This window comes from Burkholderia sp. D-99, from assembly GCF_011605345.1.
Taxonomy (GTDB): domain Bacteria; phylum Pseudomonadota; class Gammaproteobacteria; order Burkholderiales; family Burkholderiaceae; genus Burkholderia.
In genome coordinates, this window is sequence record NZ_JAAOXM010000001.1 from 348,604 (window position 1) to 369,609 (window position 21,006).

Sequence of the window (21,006 nt, forward strand, 5' to 3'; positions counted from 1 at the left end):
CATGCCGCGACGCGCGTCCGCCGGATTCACTGGTCGCCGATCCGCCTGATCAGCGGGATCGCGGCGGCGAGCATGCGGATTTCTTCGGGATCGAGCTTTTCGATCGCGGCGCCGAGCCACTGGTGCTTCGCGATGTGGCGCTTGCGGCGTGCGTCGAGGCCGACCGCGGTCAGCTGGAACAGGATCTGGCGGCCGTCGGTCGGATGCGGCTCGCGTTCGACGAGGCCTTCCTCTTCGAGGCTCGCGAGAATCGTCTTCATCGATTGCGGCTTCATCGCCTCGGCGCGGGCGAGATCGGCGGTCGTCATCGGCCCGTTCTGTTCGAGCCGCGCAAGCGCGCTCGTGTGCGACATCCCGAGCCCGTCGGACGGGACTTCGGAACGGAGCCGGCGGATCAGCTGGCCGACCGCCAGCGTCAGGTCGGCGGCGACGGTGTGGGCGGCAGGGCCGGATGGGCGTGAATCGGTCATGGGCAGGATCTTAGGTTAAGACAGTTTAACTTGCAAGTTAAACTGTTTAGTTTGGCGAGGGATGTGGACGTGACCGGTCACCTGCGATCGGCGTATTGCGCACGTCGTCGCGTGACGATACCGGTCGGCACAAGAGGGAAGACAAGGGGGAAGGCGGGGGACGGTGCGACGTCAGCCCGCCCGCGCGCCTGGTAAGCGCGTGTTCCGCTAGATGCGACCGGTCGGCGGAACCGGAACGACGTCGTTGTACCTGGGCGTCGCGTTCTCGTGCAGCAGGTCGCCGAGGTATTGCGCGAGTTCGTCGGCGGCGAGCGCGGACGGAATATGCAGGTTGGCCGGGCGTCGCTTGCCTTCGGTACCGAGATCGAACACGGCCCAGCGGTCGTCCTTGCGCACGACGGCGAGTAGCCGGCCGAATGCGTTAAAGCGGTATTCGTCCTGCATGGCATCGCTCCCTTACGGTGAACGCGCCGGCTGCCTGCGCGCTCACTGGATCGAACAGGACAGCCAGCGATGGATCTTGATGGCATCGCTCGAGACGCCCGCGCGGGTCGGTGCGCCGAGCAGCACGACCGTTTCGCGGCGGCCCTTCACACGCATGCGCATTACGACGCCGTGCCCCGACTCGTTGATGAAGCCGGTCTTCTGCAGGCGGATCGGCAGGCGGCGGTAGCGGACGAGCGGGTCGGAATTTACATACAGCAGCTCACCCTCGCCCGGGCGCACGGTGGTCGACGTATCCGTCGAGAAGTAGCGGATCAGCGGATCCTGCGCCGCCGCGCCGACGAGCTTCGCGAGATCCTCGGCCGTCGACACGTTGTGCGGCGACAGGCCGGTCGGCTCGCGGAAGTGTGTCTGGTGCATGCCGAGCCGACGCGCTTCGCGATTCATCGCGTTGACGAATGCGGCGCGCCCGCCCGGATAGTCGCGGCTCAGCGCGGCGGCCGCGCGATTCTCCGACGACATCAGCGCGATATGGAACATCTCGCGGCGCGACAGTTCCGAGCCCACCTGCAGGCGCGACCCGGTGAACTTGATCGTGTCGCGGTCGCGCGCGGTGACGCGCAGCACGCCGTTCAGCGGACGGTCGGCGTCACGCGCGACGACGGCCGTCATCAGTTTCGAGATCGACGCGATCGGCCGCACCGTGCGTGCGTTGCGGGCCAGCAGCGGCGTGCCGGAGTCGACATCGAGTACGTAGGCCGCACGTGAATGCAGGGCATTGACCGCGCGCGGGGTGTAGCCGCAGCTTGCCATCAGACGCGGTTTCGCGGCCGTCGGGCGCGGGCGCACGGCGGTCGTGCGCTTCGCGCGGCGCTGCTGCGGGGCCGGGGCGGCGTGACGCTTGATCGTCTGGTGCTTCGCGCTCGGGCGACGATGCTTGACGGCCTTGTGCTTGCCGTGGGGTTGCTTCTTGACGGCTTTCTTGTGCGGATGCGCGTGGGCCTGCGCGGTGCGATGCGGCTGCGCGCGCTGCGCGGACGCGTTCGCGGCGAACGCGAGCAGCAGGAACGAGAGGGCGAGGATCAGCGTGGTCCGGGCGCGAGGCACGCGCGCGATGAGGCCGGTCAAGCGAAAGTCTCCTTTCCACGCGCGAGGTGGCGGCGCGGAATGCATGGGCGGTCAGCGGGTGCGGGAAATTATAAGGTCGATCGCGGGAGGATGACGATAGCAGCCAGGCGGCGGCGCGCTGTTTTGCCGGCTGCCGTTGCGTTGTACTGCGTTTTGCGTCGATATGTCGCGCCCGCGTGACAAGCGATGGTACGGCCGGCAAGATATCGAGCTCATTGTCAGGAGAACCCATGTCCCGCCAACCGCACGCGCTACCCGTGCTGCCGCTTGCATCGATCGACAGCCTGTCCGCGACAGGTGAACTCGTTGCCTTCAACGTCGGCGCGGACGATGCGTTGTACACGGCATTTGCACTGGAACCGCTCGATGACCGGACTCGGTCCGACGGCGCTTCGTTTGCGATCACGACACCGTCGACTGCGCAGCGCTACCGCTTGATTGCGTGGCGGGACGGCGAAACGCTGCTCGATCTCGTCGTCGACGACGAACCGTTCGATATTCACGAGATCCAGCCGGTGGGAGACGATCTTCTGCTGGTGTGTTGTCGATCCTGTTATCGCGGGCCGGACGACTTCGACCTGAACGGCCGGCTCTATCGCCGCGACGGCACGCGTTGCGGAGAAATACTGCTGGGCGATGGCATCCAGTCCGTGCAGGTCACGGGCACGGGAGAAATCTGGACGTCCTATTTCGACGAAGGTGTCTTCGGCAATTTCGGCTGGGAGGTGCCGGTCGGGGCGTCCGGACTGGTTGCCTGGAGCCGGCGCGGCGAGCAGCTTCATGCGTTCTCGCCGCCCGAGGGGCTGGGCCCGATCGACGACTGTTATGCGCTCAACGTTCAAGGCGACCACGACGTCTGGTTGTATTACTACAGTGAATTCGCGCTCGTCCACTTGCGCGACCGGCAGCCTGTCGCGTCATGGCGCATGCCGGTCAAGGGCAGTCACGCGTTCGCGGTGATGGAAGACCGCACGCAACACGGCGAATTCGTGGCGCTGTTGTGCGGGGCATACGGCGATCGCGACGTGTTGCAGCTCGTGCGTCTGGGTACCGATGGCCAGGTACGGTTGGTACGCGCGTATCGCATGCTCAATGGTGGCTCGGAGCCTGTCGGTGTGGCATGGGCGGTCGGCCGTGGTCGTGTGCTGTACGTGATCAGTACCGAGGGCAACGTGTATCGGATCGACGTGGCGGGGCTTTTTGCGGCCGCTGCCGCTTGAGTGCCGCTTAACGCGGCCAGTTCCGCCGCGACACGACCGCAAAACTGATCGCGATCGACCCCGTTACCACGCGAGGCGGGTCGTCGAGCGCATCGCCGAAGCGAAAGCGGCGGCTGCGTCCGTCGCTGCGTTCGGCACGACGTTTCGGTGCGCGCGTATCGGCCGCGACGGGGTGTTCGTGCGCGACGGCCGTATCGCACGGCAGGTCGGCCACACAGTCGGCAGCATGATCGAGGGACATGACAGTGAGTTCCGGAAAGGGCATGCCCGTATTGAACGTCATCGCATTCGATCGGTAAAATGAATGTTTTGATCGTTACGATTCCTTTTAAGAATGGAATTGAAGCTGCTGAGAACGTTCCTGACCGTTACCGAGCTGTGCCATTTCAGCCGCGCGGCGGATGCGCTGCACATGAGCCAGCCGGCACTGAGCAAGCAGATCGGCGCGCTCGAGGCGAGCCTGGGCGGCAAGCTGTTCGAGCGCGGCCGGCATGGTGCGGAGCTGACGCCGTTCGGCGAGCGCTTCCTGCCCGATGCGCAGGCGCTCATACGCGATGCCGACGAGATCCTGGCGCGCGCACGGGAGGCGACGAGCGGGCAGCGCGGGCATCTGCGGCTCGGCATCTGCCTGTCCGTCCTGACGATCGTGCCGAAGCGGGTCGCGGAGTTTCGTCGCCGCAATCCGGGTATCGCGGTCACGCTGAGCGACCTGTCGTCGTCCGAGCAGACGCGCCGGCTGCGCGCGGGCAAGCTCGATGCCGGGTTCCTGCGCCTGCCGTCCGACGAAGGATTGTCCTCGTTCAAGGTGATCGATGAAGGGCTCGCGCTGGCGGTGCCGCCGCACCTCGGCTTCAAGCGCGTGCCGGCCGATCTCGACGTGCTCAACGAGATCGGCTTCATCGCGCTGCAGCGGGCGCGCGGCCCGGGGCTCGCCGCGCAGATCGACCGATGGTGCGTCGAGCGCCGCTTCGTGCCGCACGTGACGCAGCAGGCGGAGGACGTGCAGTCGGTGCTGACGTCGGTTGCGGCCGGCGTCGGCGTGGCGTTCATTCCGTCGCGTGCGCAGTACCTGCTGCGCGACGCGACGGTGCTGCCGCTCGATGGCCGGGACGCGAAGTGGCGCGTCGGGCTCGCCTGGCTGTCGGATCGCGACGATCCCGTGACCACGCGCTTTGTGTCGTTCATGCGTGCCGCGATCAAGGAAGCTTGACGGGCGAAGCGATATAGTGTTCGCAATCGGCGCTGAATGCCCGAATGAATTTCCTGTCCGCTACAGACCGAACCGATGACCTCAGAATCCGACGAATCCCCGCTCGATCCCGCACTCGTTGCGACACTCGCAACGCTGAACGATGCCGCGAGCGACCCGGCCGGCAAGACCTGGTCGTTGCCGAAGATCGCGAAACGCACGCAACTGCCGATGAGCACGCTGCGCCGCGTGCTGACGCAGCTCGACGCAGCGGGCCTGAGCGCGACGACGCTGAACGAAGACGGCACCGGCAGCGCCGCGCTGACCGACGAAGGGCGCGCCGTGTGCGCGCAATTGTTCGGCGCGAACGACACGCAATAAAAAACGGGCCGCTGGAAGCGAAGCGGCCCGTCGTCTTGCGGTTCGGCATGCGGCTCGATGCGCCGCACCGGCGCGTCACCACCGCACCGTCACGCCCCCCATCACCGAATGATCGTAGGTCTGGTCGTTCAGCCCGCGCCGGTAGCCGATGTCGAGATCGAGCCACGGCTTCGGCGAATAGATCGCGCCCGCGATCACGAATGCTGGATGCGCGCCGGCGCCGCTCTCCGTATTGCGCGACGTGCCGATGTCGGCCACGATCTGCAGCGTGTCGGTCGCCTTGTAGATCGCCGCGCCCGACACGGCCCAGATCGACGTCAGGTCGCCCTGGCGATTCGGCTGGTACGTCATGCCTGCATTCGCGAGGAACGAAAACCGCGCGACGTCGAGCTGCGCGAGCAGCGTTGCGCCGGCACCCATGCGGCCGGTGCCGAGCCCGCGCCGGTCGTTGCCGGTCGGCGTCGTCAGTTTCGGCTTCAGCGCGATCGACAGCGGGCCGCGTTCGACGAACCGCCATTTCATGCCGATCTCGACATCGCCGAGCCCGGCGCCATTTTCGTCGGTGCGTGTCTGCAGATGCGTGTACGGCGCGTTCACGTAGAGATCGACGTGTTCGCCGAACCCGCGTGTGAGTGTCGCGTTCCACAGCTGGTGGCGGCCGTTTTCTTCCTGTTTCGACGTTTCCTCGGCGTTGAACTCGAACTGCCAGTTCGCGTTGCCCTGCGTGCCCGTGTCGTCGCTGACGAGCGGATGGGTGGCGAGGGCATCGAACGGCGCGAGGAGGGCGCTCGCGGCTGCGAGCGGAAGCATTCTCTTCATTGCATCACCTGTATCGTTCATGGCGAGCCGGCCGGCCCGCGTCGGGGAGCGCGGGCCGGCCGGCTTCAGGCAAAGATCTTCAGAACCACTGCTTGTAGCGGCGTACGTAGACCGTCTTGACGATCTGCGCGAGCAGGATGTAGCCGACCATCGTTGCGGCGAGCCACAACCAGAAGGTGCCCGGCAGGTGCATGAAGCCGAGGGACTCCGCGAACGGCGAGAACGGCAGCCAGCAGCCGATCGCAATCGCGGTGAACGTCGACAGCAGCACCGGCAGCGCGGCCGTGCTCTGCAGGAACGGGATCTTCTGCGTGCGCAGCAGGTGCACGACGAGCGTCTGCGACACGAGGCTCTCGATGAACCAGCCCGAGTTCATCACGATCTGGCCGCCCGTGCCGCCGTTCAGGTGATACATCGCACCCGCGCCGAATACCGTCCACATCAGGATGTACGTCGTGATGTCGAACACCGACGACGTCGGCCCGACCCACAGCATGAAGCGGCTGATGTTGCCGGCTTCCCACTTGCGCGGCTTCTTCAGGAACTCGGGATCCATCTTGTCCCACGGCAGCAGCATCTGCGACGTGTCGTAGATCAGGTTCAGCACGAGCAGCTGCGTCGCGAGCATCGGCTCCCACGGCAGGAACGCGCTGGCGACGAGCACCGAGAACACGTTGCCGAAGTTCGAGCTCGCGGTCATGTTCAGGTACTTCAGGATGTTGCCGAACGTCTCGCGGCCCTTGATCACGCCTTCCTCGAGCACCATCAGGCTCTTTTCGAGCAGGATGATGTCGGCCGTTTCCTTCGCGATGTCGGCGCCGCTGTCGACCGAGATGCCGACGTCGGCGTCGCGCAGCGCGGGCGCATCGTTGATGCCGTCGCCGAGGAAGCCGACCGTGTGGCCGTTCGCCTGCAGCGCCTTGACGATGCGCGCCTTCTGCAGCGGCGTGAGCTTCGCGAACACGGTCGTGCGTTCGACGACCTGCGCGAGCGTCGCATCGTCGAGCGCTTCGATTTCCGTGCCGAGGATCGGCTTGCCGGGCTCGAGGCCGACCTGGCGGCACACCTTCATCGTGACGATCGGGTTGTCGCCCGTCAGCACCTTCACCGCGACGCCGTTCTCGCGCAGCGCGGCGAGCGCCGGCGCGGCCGATTCCTTCGGCGGATCGAGGAAGGTCAGGAAGCCGCGCACGACGAGGTCGTGTTCGTCGGCGGTGCGGTACTGCTGGCGTTCGTCGCCGCGCGGGATCGTGCGCGTCGCGAGCACGAGCACGCGGAAGCCGTCCTCGTTGTACGCGCTGGCCTGTTCGAGCAGCCGCTTGCGCGCGACGAAGTCGAGCGGACGCACGCCGTCTTCATCCTGCACGTGGGTGGAGACAGCCAGCATCTCCTCGACCGCGCCCTTGCAGATCAGCAGGTGCGTGCCGCGCGTATCCTCGACGACGACCGACAGGCGGCGCCGTACGAAGTCGAACGGCAGTTCGTCGATCTTCTTGTAGCCCTGCGGCTTGACGCGTTCGCCGATCTCGTCGGCACGTGCGACGACCGCGATGTCGATCAGGTTCTTCTGGCCGCTCTGGTGGAAGCTGTTCAGCCAGCCGAGCCGCAGGATCTCCTCGTTCTTGTGGCCCGACAGGTCGAGGTGATGTTCGAGGATGATCTTGTCCTGCGTGAGCGTGCCGGTCTTGTCGGTGCACAGCACGTCCATCGCGCCGAAGTTCTGCACCGAGTTCAGGCGTTTCACGACGACCTTGCGGCGCGCCATCGCGACCGCGCCGCGCGCGAGGTTCGCGCTGACGATCATCGGCAGCATCTCGGGCGTGAGACCCACGGCCACCGCGAGCGCGAACGTGAGCGCGCTCAGCCAGTCGCCCTTGGTCAGCCCGTTGATCATGAACACGATCGGCACCATCACGAACATGAACTTGATCAGCAGCCAGCTCACGCTCGAGACGCCGCGGTCGAAGCTCGTCTCGATGCGCTTGTGGCTCACGACGTTGCGCGCGAGCGAGCCGAAGTAGGTGTCCTCGCCGGTCGCGACGACGACGGCCGTCGCCGTGCCGCTGACGACGTTGGTGCCCATGAAGCAGACATTCTCGAGATCGAGCAACGATGCCGACGTATCGGTCGCCGCACCGGCCGCGCGCGTGCCGGCGGATTTGCCTGCGACCGCTCCGAGCGTGTCGTACTTCTCGACCGGCAGCGCCTCGCCGGTCAGCACGGCCTGGCTGATGAACAGGTCGCGCGATGCGAGCAGGCGTACGTCCGCCGGGATCATGTCGCCGGCCGACAGGTGCACGATGTCGCCGGCTACGACTTCGCGCATCGGCACTTCGCGGCGGGTCGGCTCGGACGCGTCGGTCATCGCGCGCTGCACGGTGGCGGTCGTGCGGACCATCGCCTTCAGCTTCTCGGCCGCGCGCAGCGAACGGAATTCCTGCACGAAGCGCAGCAGCGCGCTGATCGTGACCATCGTCAGCAGGATCGTCATGCCGACATAGTCGCGATCGTCGGGGGCGGCGAAGTAGACGTCGGTGAAGAAACTGATGGCGGCCAGCACCAGCAGCACGTAGACGAACGGGTTGTGGAACGAGAGCAGCAACTGGCGGGTCCAGTGCGGCGGCTTGTCGTGCGCGATTTCGTTCGGGCCGTAGTGCTGCAGGCGGTCGGCGGCCTGGTCGTAGGTGAGGCCGCGCGTGCTGGTGTTCAGCGACTTCAGCGTGTCTTCGAGCGGGCGGGCCGCTTCCTGCGCGGCACGCATGATGCGCGGTTCGTTCTGCGGGCCGGTGCCGGCCTTGATGAAGCCACGCTGCTTCTTTTGCGATGTGTTGTGTCGTGTTGTCATGTGTCGCTCCTTGCGCACGAGGCGGCGGGCGGGGAGCGACCGTGACGTTATCGACGCACGAGCGCTCCCCGCCGCGTCGCGTCAGGCGCGATCGGATTGGGATCGGTGAAGGCGGGAATGCTCGCCGGCGCGTGCGGTGCGGCCGGAGGGGCGATGCGCAGCGTCGCACCGGCGAGCGGTAATCGACTACTGTCGTCTGAGTTCATCTGCACTCCTGTCGGTTGCGGATAATCGGCGCGGGCGATCGACAGCGACGCACGCACGAAGGCGCGCGGCCGGACGGCACGCGAACGGAAGGTGCACGCGGCTGGCGCTGCGCGCAACACGAACGCACGCGCGCGACGGCGCGTCGCGTGCATTCGACAACATCGAAAATTCGGCGGGAGATCTGGCCAGTCAGGCCGGAAAGACGCCGCATCCTGCTTCCCGGGATGCGGCAGAAGACGAGGCTCTGCGCGTTTTCCTCAGGCAGCAGTCAAGTTGGTCAAGCACCAACTACAACTCGCATCGGTGTTCACAGAACACTCCATGTAATTAGACGGGAGCGATGGTAATGGGTCGCCGTGCGAAGCGTCAACCCTTTTGTCAGTCGTTATTTCGAGAAACGTAATCCGGGTGAAGTGCACGCGGCGCGCTGCCGGATCGCCGCCAATGAAACGGCCGCGCGCATGCGTCATCGGCATGCGCGCGGCCGCGTTGAAACAGCGTGCCGGTTACTGGTTGGCTGCCGCGACGGCTGCCCCTGCGTCGACAATGCCCGAGCCTGCCGGCATCGCGGTGCACGACGTGCCGGCCGCCAGCTTGGTCGTGCGCGCGCCGCCTTGCAGTTTCTGCTGGATCTGCGCGGGCGTGAGGTTGCCGTTCACCGACAGCATCAGCGCGGCGATGCCCGTCACTTGCGGCGTCGCGAGGCTGGTGCCGTTCGCGAGGCCGTAGGTGTCCGAGCCCGGCGTCGTGGTGCCGGTATTCGACGTCGACAGGATGTTGACGCCCGGTGCGCTCAGCGCGACATCGGCGCCGAAGTTGCTGAACGATGCCCGGCGGCCGGTCGCGTCGGTGGCGCCGACGCTGATCACGCCGCGGCAGTTCGCCGGCTGGTCGAGCCCGGTCGACAGGCCGTCGTTGCCCGCCGCGACGACGACGGTCACGCCCTTCGCGGTCACGTCGTCGATGGCCTGCTGGAACGTCGTGCTGCATGCGCCGACGCCGCCGAGGCTCAGGTTGATGACCTTCGCGGGCGTCGGGTTGTTCGGTACGCCGTTGACGGCAATGCCGGCCGCCCAGCGCATCCCGTCCGCGATGTCGCTTGTCGTGCCGCCGCACTTGCCGAGCACGCGCACCGGCAGGATTCGGCCGAGCCACGACACGCCGGCGATGCCGGCGCCGTTGTTGGCGGTCGCGCCGATCACGCCCATCACGCGCGTGCCGTGCCAGCTGCTGTCGCTCGGCTGGGTCGCGCAGTTGTAGTACGGACCGTTCGCATTGCTGAGGTCCTGCTGCGTGACCCAGTCGCCCGGATCGGTTGCGTCAGGGCCGCGCGTCAGGCCGTTGTTGCTGGTGTTGACGTTGCTGATGAAGCTGTAGCCGGGCAGCAGGTTGCCGACGAGATCGGCGTGCGGCCGGTAGCCGGTGTCGAGCACGGCGGTGACGACGGTCGGCGAACCCTTGGTCACGCTCCACGCCGGCGGCATGTCGATGCCGGCGGTCGGGTCGGACAGGTACCACTGCTGGCTATAGAGCGGATCGCTCGGCGTGTCGCGAATCTGCATCGGGTGATCCGGTTCCGCGTAGTCGACGTCCGAATCGGCTGCGAATGCCTGCGCGAGCGCGGCTGCGTCGGTGGCTGCCATGCGCTGGCCGAGCGACAGCACGGCCGCGCCATTCGAGATCGTCCGTTCGACCTGCACGTTCACCGGCGTTTGCCCGACCGTGCTCGCGTACGCACGTGCGCTGCCGGCGACCGGTGCCGTCCAGCGCGTCATCGAGCGCTGGATGACCGCGTCGAGCCGTGTTCCGTTGTCGACGGCCGCCATCGCACGCGTGGCCGTCAGCGTCTTCAGCTTGACGATCAGGTGATCGATCGGCGCTTCGGCCGGCGCGGTCTGCGCCGCCATCTGCACCGCGGCCTGCTGCGTCGCGCATGCATTGCTGCCGGTCGAGGCGGGCGGGGTCGTCGGGGTGCTGGGAGCGGGCGCCGGGGCCGGTGCCGCGTTGGAAGAAGACGGGTTGCTGCCGTCGCCGCCGCCTCCGCCGCCGCAACCGGCGAGGGGCAGGAGGGCGGCGGCGGACAGCATGCCGGCGAGCATGCGCGCGTGTGCGGAGCGCGCCAGCGCGAAATTGAAACGCTTGGTTCTCATGTTGAAACTCGATCCTCGTAGATAACCGTCGTGCCGGCGGTGGCGCTGGTCCGGCTGACCCGGACCTTGTCTTTTTTGTCTGGCGGCCGAGGCAAGGTTGCTGCGACGCGCCATGCACTGGGTAACGGCTTGTGCGGCGGCTTCTTGAGTGCGTTTCGCGAGAAAAACCGGGGCTGGCGCAAACGATTACGTTGGTGCGTCGCAGCATGAACACGTGTTTGGAACGTGTGGCACAGAACGTGAGGCGAGTCCGCTTGCGGCCGGTCGGGCGAAATGTGCGGCACGGGCCGGTTTGCGCGGCACGGCAAACGTCTTTCAATGCGCGGCCACGATGGAAGGTTGTTTACGCTTTCCCTGATGCGACGCGAATTTTGTCGGGCGTACGATCGCGATTCGATCAACGTTTCGTCAGGAGAAAAGCATGGATCGCCGCTTACGCTGGCTGGCCGTCGCGCTGTCCTGTGCGCTGGCGGGTACCGCGCACGCGCAGGCCCTCACCGGCACGCTCAAGAAGATCAAGGACACGGGCGTCGTGTCGCTGGGCATACGCGAATCGTCGGTGCCGTTCTCGTATTCGGACAACCAGCAGAAGAACATCGGCTATTCGCGCGACATCGCGTCGCGCATCATCGACCAGCTGAAGACGGAACTGAACCTGCCGACCCTCGCGGTGAAGGAGATTCCGATCACGTCGCAGAACCGGATTCCGCTGCTGCAGAACGGGACGATCGATTTCGAATGCGGATCGACGACGAATACGCTCGAACGGCAGAAGCAGGCCGCGTTCTCGAACAGCATCTTTCTTTATGGCATCCGCTTCAGCACGCGCAAGGATTCGGGCGTGAAGGACTTCGCGGACCTGGCCGGCAAGACGGTCGCGACGACAGCCGGCACGTCGGACGAGCGCCTGCTGCGCAAGCTCAACGAAGAGAAGGCGATGAACATGACGATCATCAGCGCCAAGGACCACGCCGAAGCGTTCATGAACGTCACGACCGGGCGTGCGGTGGCGTTCGTGATGGACGAGCCGCTGCTGTACGGCGAGATCGCGAAGGACCGCAACCCGGGCGCGTACGCGGTGACGGGCACGCCGCTGGTCCACGAGAACTACGCGTGCATGATGCGCAGGGACGATCCGGCGTTCAAGCATGTCGTCGACGGCGTGGTCGCGAAGATGCAGACGTCGGGCGCGGCCGAGAAGCTCTACAACCAGTGGTTCACGCAGCCGATCCCGCCGAAGGGCGTGAGCCTCAACTATCCGCTGTCGGCGGAAATGAAGCAGCTGTTCAGGAATCCGACGGATCAGGCGCAGTATTGACCGGATGCGGGTCTGATCGACGCTCGGCAATGAAAAATCCGCCGGCGCGTGCCGGCGGTTGCGATGTGGAAGGCGAATGGCGTGAAACGCGTCAGGCCTTGATTGCCAGGCTGCGCTCGGCCGGCACCGCGGGTGTCGCCCGGGGCAGCTGAAGGTGCCGGCGGCCGCGCCGGCACGGTGACGGGAACCGGCTCGGGCATCGCCCAGGGCGCCATCGCGAACCCGACGGGTTGCGGTATCGGCATCGCACGTGCGCTGGCGAGCGCGACGTGCTGGAGCGCCATCATTTGCTGCTGCATGGCGACCATCTGCGCCTGGGCCGCCTGCATCGGATACGAACGGAATCGCATCTTCGTATCCCCATCAAACAATGCCGTTCGAAGCAACAATGAACGAATCGTGCGGCTCACGGAGCGCGCCATCGGCGGCCATGCGAGTGCCGGCTCAAGTCAGGATCAAAGCGGCTTGCAGCGGAGGCTGTCGCGCATTTAGCGCATTTCCGGGCATGCCGCAATCCGCATTCAACCTCGTCCACGCCAGGGGAATCCGGCTGCGTGGCGCGACAACAGGCACAATACGGCATTCGACACGACGCACGCGTGTTCGCAGTTCGAACATCGCACGGCTGCGTCACCGCCGCCCGAATCCTTCCCAGTCGTCATGAACGCCACGCTTACTCCCGCGCGCGAGTCGAACTCGCCGCGCTTCCTGTTGTTCCTGATCTGCCTGTTCGCGTCCGCCGGCCAGCTCGCGATCGACATCTACGTGCCCGCGCTGCCCGACATGGCACGATCGTTCGCAACCACGCCGCAGGCGATCCAGTCGAGCGTGTCCGGCTACATGGCGGCGTACGCGCTCGGCCAGCTCGTTTTCGGGCCGATCGCCGACGCATACGGGCGCAAGCGCGTGCTGGCGTTCGGGCTCGTGATCTACACGATCGGCTGCCTGTTGTCGCTCGGCGCGCAGAACCTGGAGACGTTTGTGCTCGCGCGTTGCCTGCAGGGCTTCGGGATCGCGACCACCAACCTGCTCGCGAAGGCGATCATCACCGATACATTCTCCGGCCAGGCGCTGATGCACGCGTTCACGTACATGTCGATCGCATGGGGGCTCGCGCCGATCGTCGCGCCGGTGATCGGCGCGCACCTGCAGGAATGGTTCGGCTGGCGCGCGTGCCTCGTGTTCCTGCTGGTGTACTCGCTGGTGATGTGGGCGCTGCTGTGGCGTTACCGCGAAACCTTGCCGAAACCGGTGCATCTCGAGCCGCGCACGCTGATGACGAATGCGGGCAAGGTGCTGGCGAGCCCGGTGTTCCAGAGCTGCTTCCTCGCACAGGGGCTGTGCTACAGCATCCTGCTGGTGTTCAACATCGTCGGGCCGTTCATGGTGCAGACCACGCTGCACAAGCCGCCGACCTTCTTCGGCTATCTCGCGCTCGGCATCGGGCTCATGTATTTCCTCGGCGGCCTGTCGAACCGCATTCACGGGCGCGGGCTGCCGAGCGCCGAGCAACGGCTGCGTATCGGCGCGCGCGTGATGGCGGGTGCGTCGATCGCGATGCTGGTGCTGGCGCTGACCGTCGGGCTGCGCGTGTGGACGCTCGCGACGCCGGTGCTCGTGATGGGTTTCTGCGCGGGCGCGATGTATCCGACGCTGATGGCCAAGGGCAATTCGCTGTTTCCGCATATCGCCGGCCTGACGAGCGCGATCCTCGGATGCGCGCTGCTGCTCGTGTCGTCCGCGATGATGGGGCTGGCCGGTTTCGTGTCGATCCATGTGCTGACGCCGCTCGCGGTGTTCTTCGTCGCGCTGTCGTGCATCGTCGTGTGGATGGTCACCAAGCTGCTGCGGTACCTGTCGGAGCAGCAGGCCCAGGCCGCGCCCGTCGTGTGTGGGAGCGGGGAGGCCGCGTAAATGCCGCCTGTCGACCTGCCCATGAACCCGATCCTGCTGAACCGCGTCGCCCGGACCGACGCCGCCGACCTGATCGCCGCCAATCGCGCGAGCCGGAGCCACCATCTGCCGTGGGTCGACTCGTTCACCGACCAGGCGGGATTCGACCAGTGGTTCGGCCGCTGCCTGACGGGGCCGAACGTCGGCCTCGTTGCGCGCGAGCGCACGTCCGGGGCAGTGGTCGGCGTGGTGAACCTCAACGAGATCGTCGGCGGGGTGTTCCAGAGCGCGTATCTCGGGTACTACGGAATGGTGGCGTTCAGCCGCAAGGGGCTGATGACCGATGCCATGCGCGCGGCGATCGGTGTCGCGTTCGGCGAATTCGGGCTGCATCGGCTCGAAGCGAACATCCAGCCCGGCAACCACGCGTCGATTGCGCTGGTCCGGCGGCTCGGCTTCACGAAAGAGGGCTTTTCGCCGCGCTATCTGCGCATCGGTGGCGAATGGCGCGACCACGAACGGTGGGCGCTGCTGGCCGACGACGAGCCCGAAGCGCGCGCCTGACGCGCGATACCGGCCGATTTTCTTCCCGCCGCCGGCCGCTTACAGCGGATGCGCCGCGCCGGCCTGCGTCAGCAGCGAAACGGCCGCCGGATCCGGCATCCCGTTCGAGTCGATCGCGCCGGCTTTCGCGAGGGCGACGAGATCGCTGTCGACACCCGGTTGTCCGACCGTGAACGACGTGGTCAGGAACGCCGGCGCCGCGAGCGTGACCGAATAGCGCTGCTGCAGGTTCGTCACCACGGCCGCTTGCGCGGCCTGTACGGTGTCTGCGTTGTTCATCGCCTGCTGGTAGCGCGGATTGCCCTGGAAATTGCCGATCAATGCACCTGTGTTCGTGCCGAGCTGGGCTGCGAGATAGACCAGTATCAGCTCGGTCTCGGGTGTCGTATTGAACGTGCCGCCTGCGTATGCGAGCGAATGCAGGCTCGTACCGCCCGACGTGACGGTAATGACGCACGGCAGCGCGGCGTTGACCGAAACGCGGTAGTTGCCGCCGCCATCCGTCAGCGTTGTCGCCGAGCCCGTCACGCAGCTGACCGTCACCTGCGCGCTCGCGAGCGCGTCGCCCGTTGCGGCCGTGCCCGACAGCGCGACGGTCTGCGTGTTGTTGTTGAAGCAGGCATCCACGCCGAAGCAGGCATCGCCGTTGCACCCCTGAAGCGTCGCGAGGGTGGCGATGCAGAGCGTGCCCAGCGCGGGGCGGATGAAACGCCTGGGGTGAGTGTTCATGGTCGCTGGCCTTGATGAGAGTGGGGCAACCGGTGGGCGCCGACGGTGCGGCGTCGTTCACATTCTAGGTCCCGAATCGGGGCGCTGCTTGCCCGTTTGGGTCATTTGGCTCGTTTGGCCCGTTTGGTCTGTCTGGCCCGCTTGCGGCCGGGCGCGACCTGCCGTCCGGCGTGTCGTGCGTTGCCGCGTTCCCGGTGACAGGCGTCAGTTGCGTGGACGGGCCGGCTTCATCATGTAGGCGAGCAACAGGCTCAGCACGATGCTGAGCGCGAGTGCGTGCCAATGGCCGGTGAGCAGCCGCTGGTAGTGCTCGCCCATGTCCGGCGTGATCCACCAGCACGTCATGTCGTGCATTCGGGCCTGGTGACATTCCAGGATGCCGCCATGCAGATAGGCATCCCACAGCGCATCGCCCGAATACAGTCCCAGGAAGAGCGGGATGATCTGTACGCCGTACTGGAGCAGCTTCCCCTCGGTTTCAGGTGTCATTTTTGTCGACTCCGGAATCGGCCTGCGCTGGTTTGTCGTCGGTATCCGAATGCCTCGCGTGCCCGATATTGTCGACCGCATCCCTCGCGATGCACAATGATTCGCGCGTTGGCAGGATCAATCGGACAGTCGCGTGGCGACGGTCCGGCGCGCAGGAGCAGCGGTGGCCGGAACGGTATCTGGATTACGGTGATCGCATTGAGACAAGCAACGGGGAAGCGATGAGCAAGATCGGCTGTGTGTGCGGAAACACGATTCGGGACAACACCGATTCGCTGCCTTACAAGGCACGCATTCTCAAGGATACGGCGTACGGGCCGTTTTTCGACTGGCTGGTGAGCGAGTTGCAAAGCTACGTCGTGGCAGCGGAGCAGGGTGAAACGTCTGACTGGCTGGTGAGCCGGGGTTATTCCAGCGACTACATCGGCTTGCGGCTCGACCACGGGAACGTGCTTCACGATCATCTGCACACGCATTTTCACGGCCTCGAAAGAACCGCATACGAATGCACCGCGTGCGGCAGGCTGCTGGTTGAAACTGCGGAAGACAACCGCTTCGAGACCTATGTGCCGGCATCGGGGCGATACGACGGCATACTGAAATGACGCGATCCGGAAGCCGGCCGGAAACCTTTCAGTTCCTTTCACAATTGGTTATGCTGCGGGACGATTAAAAACGACGAGAGAACGTGCCGTTCCCGATGGAGCCGGCGCGCCGTTTCCGACATGACTTTGAAACGACAGACGGGCCGGCCGTGCCTGCCGGGTGGCGACGGCGATCCGGCATCGTGGGCAGGCACCACGCGAAACGACATTCGGCATACACACAGCGCGAAGGGTACAACCTGCAGGCCCGGCTTCTGGAAGGCCACGGCCTTGCTGGCGGGCGCGGTCTTGCTGTTCGGCGGCACGGCCATTGCAGCGCCGGCCGAAGCCCCCAGCGTTGCCGGCGCGGCGTTGTCTGCTGCCACGCTTTCCGTCCCGACCGAGTTGGCCTGCACGCACGTGGCCGCCGCAGCGGCCTATCCGGTCGCCGCAAAACCCGAAGCCGCACCGCCGTTGAAAGGCCGCGTGACGGACACGACGGGCGCGCTGAGCGCGGCCTGCGCATCGGAGCTGACCGACCGCCTCGCTGCGCTCGAACAACGGCTCGGCGTACAGATCGCGGTCCTGCTGGTCGGGTCGACCGGGCAGTCGACGATCGAACAGTTTGCGACCACCGTATTCGACCAGTGGAAGCTCGGCAAGGCCGAGGTCAACAACGGCCTGCTGCTGGTCGCCGCGCTCAACGACCATGCCGTGCGGATCGAAGTCGGCTACGGGCTCGAAGGCACGATTCCGGACATCGTCGCGGGCCGGATCATTCGCGAGCGGATCGTGCCGGCATTCCGCGAGAACCGCATTGAAGCCGGCATCAGCGACGCAGTGGACGCGCTGGCACACGAAATGATGCCGCCTGACGTCGCCGCGCCGGAGCAGGCCGCGCCCGCGACCGCATACGACGGGCGCGACGACGCCTACGAAACGGCCGAGGCGACCGCGACGGATGCCACGAACGCACCGCCCCGCGACGCACGAGCCGGCGGCGAGAAATACCAGTCGAACGGCCTGCCCGAGCGGAAGCGCCCGAACACGGGCGGCGTGCGGTTCTGGTTCCTGCTCGGGGTTGCCAACGTCGTGCTGGGCGTGGTCGCGCAGTGGCGCAAGCTGCGCCGCAGGGTGGCGCTCCTGGCCGCGTGGCTCGTGGCGGCCGTCGTGCCGATCGTGATGCTGCCGGTCGGCGCGATCTTCAACGGCAATGTCGAAGCCATGCTGGGCGCCGCGGCGTTCGTTCCGGCGGTGGCCGGTGTCGCGCCGTGCCTGCTCGGCGTCAACCTGTTCCTGTCGGCACGCGTGCGCAAATACACGGCGATCGTGGGCGGGACGCTGTTCATGATCATCGCGATCGGGCGCGAGATGGACTATTCGGTCGAGGAAGTGCTGTCCGGCATCTTCGGCGTGCTGTGCGTGCTCGCCGTGATCTGGGCGAAGCTGACGGGCATCGGTTCGTCTTCGTCGTCATCCTCGTCCGGCTCCCGGTCGCAATCGAGCTCGAGCTCCGATTCGTTCCGCGGCGACGGCGGTTCGAGCGGCGGTGGCGGCGCATCGGGCCGCTGGTAGCGTCCGCGCGCAGCGTGCCTGCACACCTGGTTCCTTTCACCTACCGCTCCACCCGGAGCGTTCAACCGGAAACAATCCACGATGAAATGGTTTCGAATCCTGCTCGTGTGCTGCGTGCTGGCTCCGCTCGCGGGGTGCGGCTATAACGCGATCCAGTCGTCCGACGAGGACATCGATGCCGCGTGGTCCGAAGTGCTGAACCAGTACCAGCGCCGCGCCGACCTCGTGCCGAACCTCGCCGCATCGGTGAAGGGCTACGCGGCGCACGAGGCGCGCGTGCTGACCGAAGTGGCGTCGGCCCGTGCACGCGTAGGCAGCGTGCAGATGACGCCGGAGATGGCGAAGGATCCGGCCGCGCTCGCGGCGTTCGACCAGCGGCAGGGCGAGCTGTCCGGGGCGCTGAGCCGGCTGATGGTGGTGTCCGAGCGCTACCCGGAGCTGAAGGCGAACGAAGCGTTCCGCGACCTGCAGACCCAGCTCGAAGGCACGGAAAACCGCATCGCGGTCGCGCGCGGCCGCTACATCAAGACGGTGCAGCGCTACAACGTGCAGATCCGCCAGTTCCCGGGCGTCGTGATCGCGAAGATCTTCGGCTACCAGCCGCGCCCGAATTTCAGCGTCGCGAACGAAGCGGCGATCTCGACCGCGCCGGCACTCGATTTCTCCGCGCAGCCGCAGCCGCAGCCGCAGCCGCAGCCGCCGAAGGCGAACACGGCCGGCGAATAAGGCTGACGAATAAGGCCGACAAAGGCGTTCAGGGCTTGCGCGCGGCCGCCTTCGCGAACGCGCCGCGCACCTCGAAGCTGATCGCGTCGGCCACATTGCCGCGCGCATCGACCAGTTCGAGCCGGTGCCGGCCCGGCCACGGCATCCACGCGATGCGGTCGGCATGCCCGATCACCTTGTCGTCGAGCCGCCACGCGAACTTCGCGGCGCGCCCGGCCGAGCGCTCGAACCAGATCCGCTGGTTCTTCGGCGGAATGTCCGGGTCGATCGCGAAGATCGTGCCGTCGGTCGGCGCGCCGATCGTCAGCGGCGCACGCGCGCCGTCCTTGCCCGGCGTGACTGGGGCGGCGAGCCGGATAGTGTCGACCGCCGTGCCCGCGACGAACCACTCGTTGCGTGACGGCTCGATATCGCGCTCGAACGTGATGCGGCGCGTCTCGACACCGGCCGGCGCACGCGGCGCGCGGCTCGGCACGTCGCGGTGCAGGTAGCCGACGACAGCCGACCACACCGGCGACGCGCCCGTGACGCCCGACACGTCCCACATCGGCGAGCCGTCCGCATTGCCGACCCACACGCCGACCGTATAGCGCGACGTGTAGCCGACGGTCCAGTTGTCGCGCATGTCCTTGCTGGTGCCGGTCTTGACGGCCGAGAAAAAGCGCGTCGCGAGCGGATTGTCGAAGCCGAACGTCCGCACGCGCGCGTTGTTGTCGGAGAGGATGTCGGTCACGACGAAGCTGGCCGCCTCGCTGAACACGCGCGTGCTGTCGGCCGCGCGATCGGGCGAGGATGCCGATGCGCCGGATGCCGGTGCCGGCGCGGGCCGGTCGACGACCTGGCGGGCGACGCCGCCGTTCGCGAGCGCGCGGTACGCGTTGGTCAGCGACAGCAGCGTGACGTCCGCGCTGCCGAGCGCGAGGCTGAAGCCGTAGTAGTCGCCTTCCTGCGCGAGCGGCAGGCCGAGCGCGGTCAGCGTGCGCGCGAAGCGGTGCGGCGTGACGAGCACGAGCGTGCGCACGGCCGGCACGTTCAACGAGCCGCCGAGCGCGCTGCGCACGCTTACCCAGCCCTTGAAATCCTTGTCGTAGTTCTGCGGAATGTACAGGCCGCCGCCGGCGGCGAGGTTGATCGGCGCATCGTCGAGCAACGACGCGGCCGTCAGCCGTTTCTCGTCGATTGCCTGCGCATACAGGAACGGCTTGAGCGTCGAGCCGGCCTGGCGCGGCGCGAGCACGGCATCGACGTCACGCGCGCTCGACAGCGCGCCGGACGAGCCGACCCATGCGCGAATCTCGCCGGTCGCGTTGTCGATCACGACGACCGCGCCGTCCTGCACGTTGCGCCGGTGCGCGGGCGCGTTGAGTTCGGTCAGCGCCCGCATCAGCGTGTCGCGCGCGAAGCGCTGCAGCGGCGCATCGAGCGTCGTGCGCACCTGCGCGCCGGCCGTCGGCCGGACCTCGGCCGCGATGCGTCGCGCGAAGTGCGGGGCGAGGGCGGCGCCGTCGTCGCGCGCGGCGCTGGCCGGGCGCGCGGTGACAAGCTGCACGTAGCCGTCGAGCGATGCACAGGCCTGTTCCGCATGCATGTCGCGCAGGATCCGGCACGCGCGCTCGGCGACTTTCGCGGGCGTTGCGTTGGGCGCGCGCACGAGCGCGGCCGCGATCGCGGCTTCGCGTGCGTCGAGCCCCGACGGCGCCTTGCCGAACAGCACCTGCGACAGCGCGGCGAGGCCGATCGTCTCGCCGCGAAACGGCACGAGGTTCAGGTAGGCCTCGAGCACCTGGTCCTTGCGCCAGCCGCGTTCGAGCAGCATCGCGTTGACCGCCTGCGAGGCCTTCTGCGGCAGCGAGCGCTGGCCCGACCGGCGCGGCGAATCGCTGAGCAGCCCGGCGAGCTGCATCGTGACGGTCGATGCGCCGCGCGTGCGCTCGTTCCACAGGTTGCCCCAGGCGGCACCGGCAATCCCGCGCCAGTCGACGCCGCTGTGTTCGTAGAAGCGCTTGTCTTCCGACACGACGATCGCCTCGCGAAACGCGGGCGACACGTCGGCGAGCGACACCCAGTCGCCGCGCCGTTCGGTGAGGTCGACGCGCGTGCGCTGCAGCGGCGTGCCGTCGCGCGCGAGCAGCACCCAGTCGGAGCTGCGCCAGTTGCGGCGCACTTCGTCGTAGCCCGGCAGCGCATGCGCGACGAGCGGCGCGGCCAGCACGACGGCGACGAATACGCGGCCGGCGAAACGCGCCGGCCGCGGCAATACCTGATCGATCATCAC

The 21,006-nt window shown here is 66.9% G+C and carries 21 protein-coding genes; 9 read left to right on the forward strand and 12 right to left on the reverse strand.

Translation table 11 applies throughout. The features are described from left to right. Positions 1-26: 26 nt before the first annotated feature. The 3 genes from HAV18_RS01545 to HAV18_RS01555 form a co-directional block, all read right to left on the reverse strand. Complete coding sequence (locus HAV18_RS01545) at positions 27-470, reverse strand: MarR family winged helix-turn-helix transcriptional regulator (protein ID WP_166951775.1); 444 nt, start codon at positions 468-470, stop codon at positions 27-29. A gap of 207 nt (positions 471-677) precedes the next feature. Beyond that, positions 678-914 (reverse strand): hypothetical protein, encoded by a 237-nt coding sequence (locus HAV18_RS01550; protein ID WP_166951779.1) that lies wholly within the window; start codon positions 912-914, stop codon positions 678-680. Between the two features lie 42 nt (positions 915-956). Beyond that, positions 957-2,042, reverse strand: coding sequence for a serine hydrolase (locus HAV18_RS01555; protein ID WP_166951782.1), 1,086 nt, complete (start codon positions 2,040-2,042; stop codon positions 957-959). A 230-nt stretch (positions 2,043-2,272) separates the two neighbouring features. On the opposite strand from HAV18_RS01555, the gene HAV18_RS01560 reads away from it, so the two are divergent. Next, positions 2,273-3,262 carry a hypothetical protein gene (locus tag HAV18_RS01560; RefSeq protein WP_166951785.1) on the forward strand — a complete coding sequence of 330 codons (990 nt, stop codon included), beginning with the start codon at positions 2,273-2,275 and terminating at the stop codon, positions 3,260-3,262. Positions 3,263-3,269: 7 nt separating this feature from the next. On the opposite strand, the gene HAV18_RS01565 is transcribed toward HAV18_RS01560, so the two are convergent. Then, entirely contained in the window at positions 3,270-3,545 is a 276-nt protein-coding gene (locus HAV18_RS01565; protein ID WP_166951788.1) for a hypothetical protein, read from the reverse strand. A 51-nt stretch (positions 3,546-3,596) separates the two neighbouring features. Here HAV18_RS01565 and HAV18_RS01570 point away from each other — a divergent pair, with 51 nt between their 5' ends. Then, on the forward strand, positions 3,597-4,472 hold the full coding sequence (locus HAV18_RS01570) for a LysR family transcriptional regulator (protein ID WP_166951791.1): 876 nt from the start codon (positions 3,597-3,599) through the stop codon (positions 4,470-4,472). Between the two features lie 75 nt (positions 4,473-4,547). Next, positions 4,548-4,832 carry a transcriptional regulator gene (locus HAV18_RS01575; RefSeq protein WP_113046845.1) on the forward strand — a complete coding sequence of 95 codons (285 nt, stop codon included), beginning with the start codon at positions 4,548-4,550 and terminating at the stop codon, positions 4,830-4,832. Between the two features lie 75 nt (positions 4,833-4,907). Here HAV18_RS01575 and HAV18_RS01580 read toward each other — a convergent pair whose 3' ends face one another. From HAV18_RS01580 to HAV18_RS01595, 4 genes are all read right to left on the reverse strand, one after another. Further along, the gene (locus HAV18_RS01580; RefSeq protein WP_166951794.1) at positions 4,908-5,651 is read right to left on the reverse strand and encodes a transporter; all 744 of its coding nucleotides are present in this window, start codon (positions 5,649-5,651) and stop codon (positions 4,908-4,910) included. Between the two features lie 79 nt (positions 5,652-5,730). Further along, positions 5,731-8,496, reverse strand: coding sequence for a magnesium-translocating P-type ATPase (gene mgtA, locus HAV18_RS01585; RefSeq protein ID WP_166951797.1), 2,766 nt, complete (start codon positions 8,494-8,496; stop codon positions 5,731-5,733). 47 nt (positions 8,497-8,543) lie between these two features. Beyond that, complete coding sequence (locus HAV18_RS01590) at positions 8,544-8,855, reverse strand: hypothetical protein (protein WP_166951800.1); 312 nt, start codon at positions 8,853-8,855, stop codon at positions 8,544-8,546. 354 nt (positions 8,856-9,209) lie between these two features. Continuing rightward, entirely contained in the window at positions 9,210-10,853 is a 1,644-nt protein-coding gene (locus HAV18_RS01595) for a S8 family peptidase (protein WP_166951803.1), read from the reverse strand. A 421-nt stretch (positions 10,854-11,274) separates the two neighbouring features. Between HAV18_RS01595 and HAV18_RS01600 the strand changes: the two genes are divergently transcribed. Next, positions 11,275-12,171 carry a glutamate/aspartate ABC transporter substrate-binding protein gene (locus HAV18_RS01600; RefSeq protein ID WP_166951806.1) on the forward strand — a complete coding sequence of 299 codons (897 nt, stop codon included), beginning with the start codon at positions 11,275-11,277 and terminating at the stop codon, positions 12,169-12,171. Here HAV18_RS01600 and HAV18_RS40330 read toward each other — a convergent pair. Then, positions 12,156-12,581: a hypothetical protein gene (locus HAV18_RS40330; RefSeq protein WP_407062399.1), complete on the reverse strand. Its 426-nt coding sequence runs from the start codon at positions 12,579-12,581 to the stop codon at positions 12,156-12,158. The genes HAV18_RS01600 and HAV18_RS40330 overlap by 16 nt on opposite strands. Positions 12,582-12,831: 250 nt before the next feature. Between HAV18_RS40330 and HAV18_RS01610 the strand changes: the two genes are divergently transcribed. After that, on the forward strand, positions 12,832-14,085 hold the full coding sequence (locus HAV18_RS01610) for a multidrug effflux MFS transporter (protein WP_166951809.1): 1,254 nt from the start codon (positions 12,832-12,834) through the stop codon (positions 14,083-14,085). 21 nt (positions 14,086-14,106) lie between these two features. Next, positions 14,107-14,628 (forward strand): GNAT family N-acetyltransferase, encoded by a 522-nt coding sequence (locus HAV18_RS01615; RefSeq protein ID WP_166951812.1) that lies wholly within the window; start codon positions 14,107-14,109, stop codon positions 14,626-14,628. Positions 14,629-14,667: 39 nt separating this feature from the next. Here HAV18_RS01615 and HAV18_RS01620 read toward each other — a convergent pair whose 3' ends face one another. Beyond that, positions 14,668-15,357 carry a hypothetical protein gene (locus HAV18_RS01620; RefSeq protein WP_166951815.1) on the reverse strand — a complete coding sequence of 230 codons (690 nt, stop codon included), beginning with the start codon at positions 15,355-15,357 and terminating at the stop codon, positions 14,668-14,670. A gap of 204 nt (positions 15,358-15,561) precedes the next feature. Continuing rightward, the gene (locus tag HAV18_RS01625) at positions 15,562-15,846 is read right to left on the reverse strand and encodes a hypothetical protein (protein WP_166951818.1); all 285 of its coding nucleotides are present in this window, start codon (positions 15,844-15,846) and stop codon (positions 15,562-15,564) included. A gap of 221 nt (positions 15,847-16,067) precedes the next feature. Between HAV18_RS01625 and HAV18_RS01630 the strand changes: the two genes are divergently transcribed. The 3 genes from HAV18_RS01630 (at position 16,068) to HAV18_RS01640 (ending at position 18,731) form a co-directional block, all read left to right on the forward strand. Continuing rightward, positions 16,068-16,451: a hypothetical protein gene (locus HAV18_RS01630; RefSeq protein ID WP_166951820.1), complete on the forward strand. Its 384-nt coding sequence runs from the start codon at positions 16,068-16,070 to the stop codon at positions 16,449-16,451. A 120-nt stretch (positions 16,452-16,571) separates the two neighbouring features. Continuing rightward, complete coding sequence (locus HAV18_RS39555; RefSeq protein WP_208101636.1) at positions 16,572-18,005, forward strand: YgcG family protein; 1,434 nt, start codon at positions 16,572-16,574, stop codon at positions 18,003-18,005. 81 nt (positions 18,006-18,086) lie between these two features. Then, a complete protein-coding gene (locus HAV18_RS01640) occupies positions 18,087-18,731 on the forward strand; it encodes a LemA family protein (RefSeq protein ID WP_166951823.1) in 645 nt (214 codons plus the stop codon). A gap of 28 nt (positions 18,732-18,759) precedes the next feature. On the opposite strand, the gene pbpC is transcribed toward HAV18_RS01640, so the two are convergent. Beyond that, on the reverse strand, positions 18,760-21,003 hold the full coding sequence (gene pbpC / locus HAV18_RS01645; RefSeq protein WP_166951825.1) for a penicillin-binding protein 1C: 2,244 nt from the start codon (positions 21,001-21,003) through the stop codon (positions 18,760-18,762). Positions 21,004-21,006 lie beyond the last annotated feature (3 nt).

Bases quoted from the DNA above. Each gene is read 5' to 3' on its own strand.
- HAV18_RS01610 (WP_166951809.1), top strand. From the start codon at position 12,832: ATGAACGCCACGCTTACTCCCGCGCGCGAGTCGAACTCGCCGCGCTTC.
- HAV18_RS01560 (WP_166951785.1), top strand. From the start codon at position 2,273: ATGTCCCGCCAACCGCACGCGCTACCCGTGCTGCCGCTTGCATCGATC.
- HAV18_RS01575 (WP_113046845.1), top strand. From the start codon at position 4,548: ATGACCTCAGAATCCGACGAATCCCCGCTCGATCCCGCACTCGTTGCG.
- HAV18_RS39555 (WP_208101636.1), top strand. From the start codon at position 16,572: ATGACTTTGAAACGACAGACGGGCCGGCCGTGCCTGCCGGGTGGCGAC.
- HAV18_RS01590 (WP_166951800.1), bottom strand. From the start codon at position 8,855: ATGCACGCGACGCGCCGTCGCGCGCGTGCGTTCGTGTTGCGCGCAGCG.
- HAV18_RS01630 (WP_166951820.1), top strand. From the start codon at position 16,068: ATGAGCAAGATCGGCTGTGTGTGCGGAAACACGATTCGGGACAACACC.
- HAV18_RS01550 (WP_166951779.1), bottom strand. From the start codon at position 914: ATGCAGGACGAATACCGCTTTAACGCATTCGGCCGGCTACTCGCCGTC.
- HAV18_RS01580 (WP_166951794.1), bottom strand. From the start codon at position 5,651: ATGAAGAGAATGCTTCCGCTCGCAGCCGCGAGCGCCCTCCTCGCGCCG.
- HAV18_RS01620 (WP_166951815.1), bottom strand. From the start codon at position 15,357: ATGAACACTCACCCCAGGCGTTTCATCCGCCCCGCGCTGGGCACGCTC.
- HAV18_RS01615 (WP_166951812.1), top strand. From the start codon at position 14,107: ATGAACCCGATCCTGCTGAACCGCGTCGCCCGGACCGACGCCGCCGAC.
- mgtA (WP_166951797.1), bottom strand. From the start codon at position 8,496: ATGACAACACGACACAACACATCGCAAAAGAAGCAGCGTGGCTTCATC.
- HAV18_RS01625 (WP_166951818.1), bottom strand. From the start codon at position 15,846: ATGACACCTGAAACCGAGGGGAAGCTGCTCCAGTACGGCGTACAGATC.
- HAV18_RS01545 (WP_166951775.1), bottom strand. From the start codon at position 470: ATGACCGATTCACGCCCATCCGGCCCTGCCGCCCACACCGTCGCCGCC.
- HAV18_RS01565 (WP_166951788.1), bottom strand. From the start codon at position 3,545: ATGACGTTCAATACGGGCATGCCCTTTCCGGAACTCACTGTCATGTCC.
- HAV18_RS01640 (WP_166951823.1), top strand. From the start codon at position 18,087: ATGAAATGGTTTCGAATCCTGCTCGTGTGCTGCGTGCTGGCTCCGCTC.
- HAV18_RS01600 (WP_166951806.1), top strand. From the start codon at position 11,275: ATGGATCGCCGCTTACGCTGGCTGGCCGTCGCGCTGTCCTGTGCGCTG.
- HAV18_RS01570 (WP_166951791.1), top strand. From the start codon at position 3,597: ATGGAATTGAAGCTGCTGAGAACGTTCCTGACCGTTACCGAGCTGTGC.
- HAV18_RS01595 (WP_166951803.1), bottom strand. From the start codon at position 10,853: ATGAGAACCAAGCGTTTCAATTTCGCGCTGGCGCGCTCCGCACACGCG.
- pbpC (WP_166951825.1), bottom strand. From the start codon at position 21,003: ATGATCGATCAGGTATTGCCGCGGCCGGCGCGTTTCGCCGGCCGCGTA.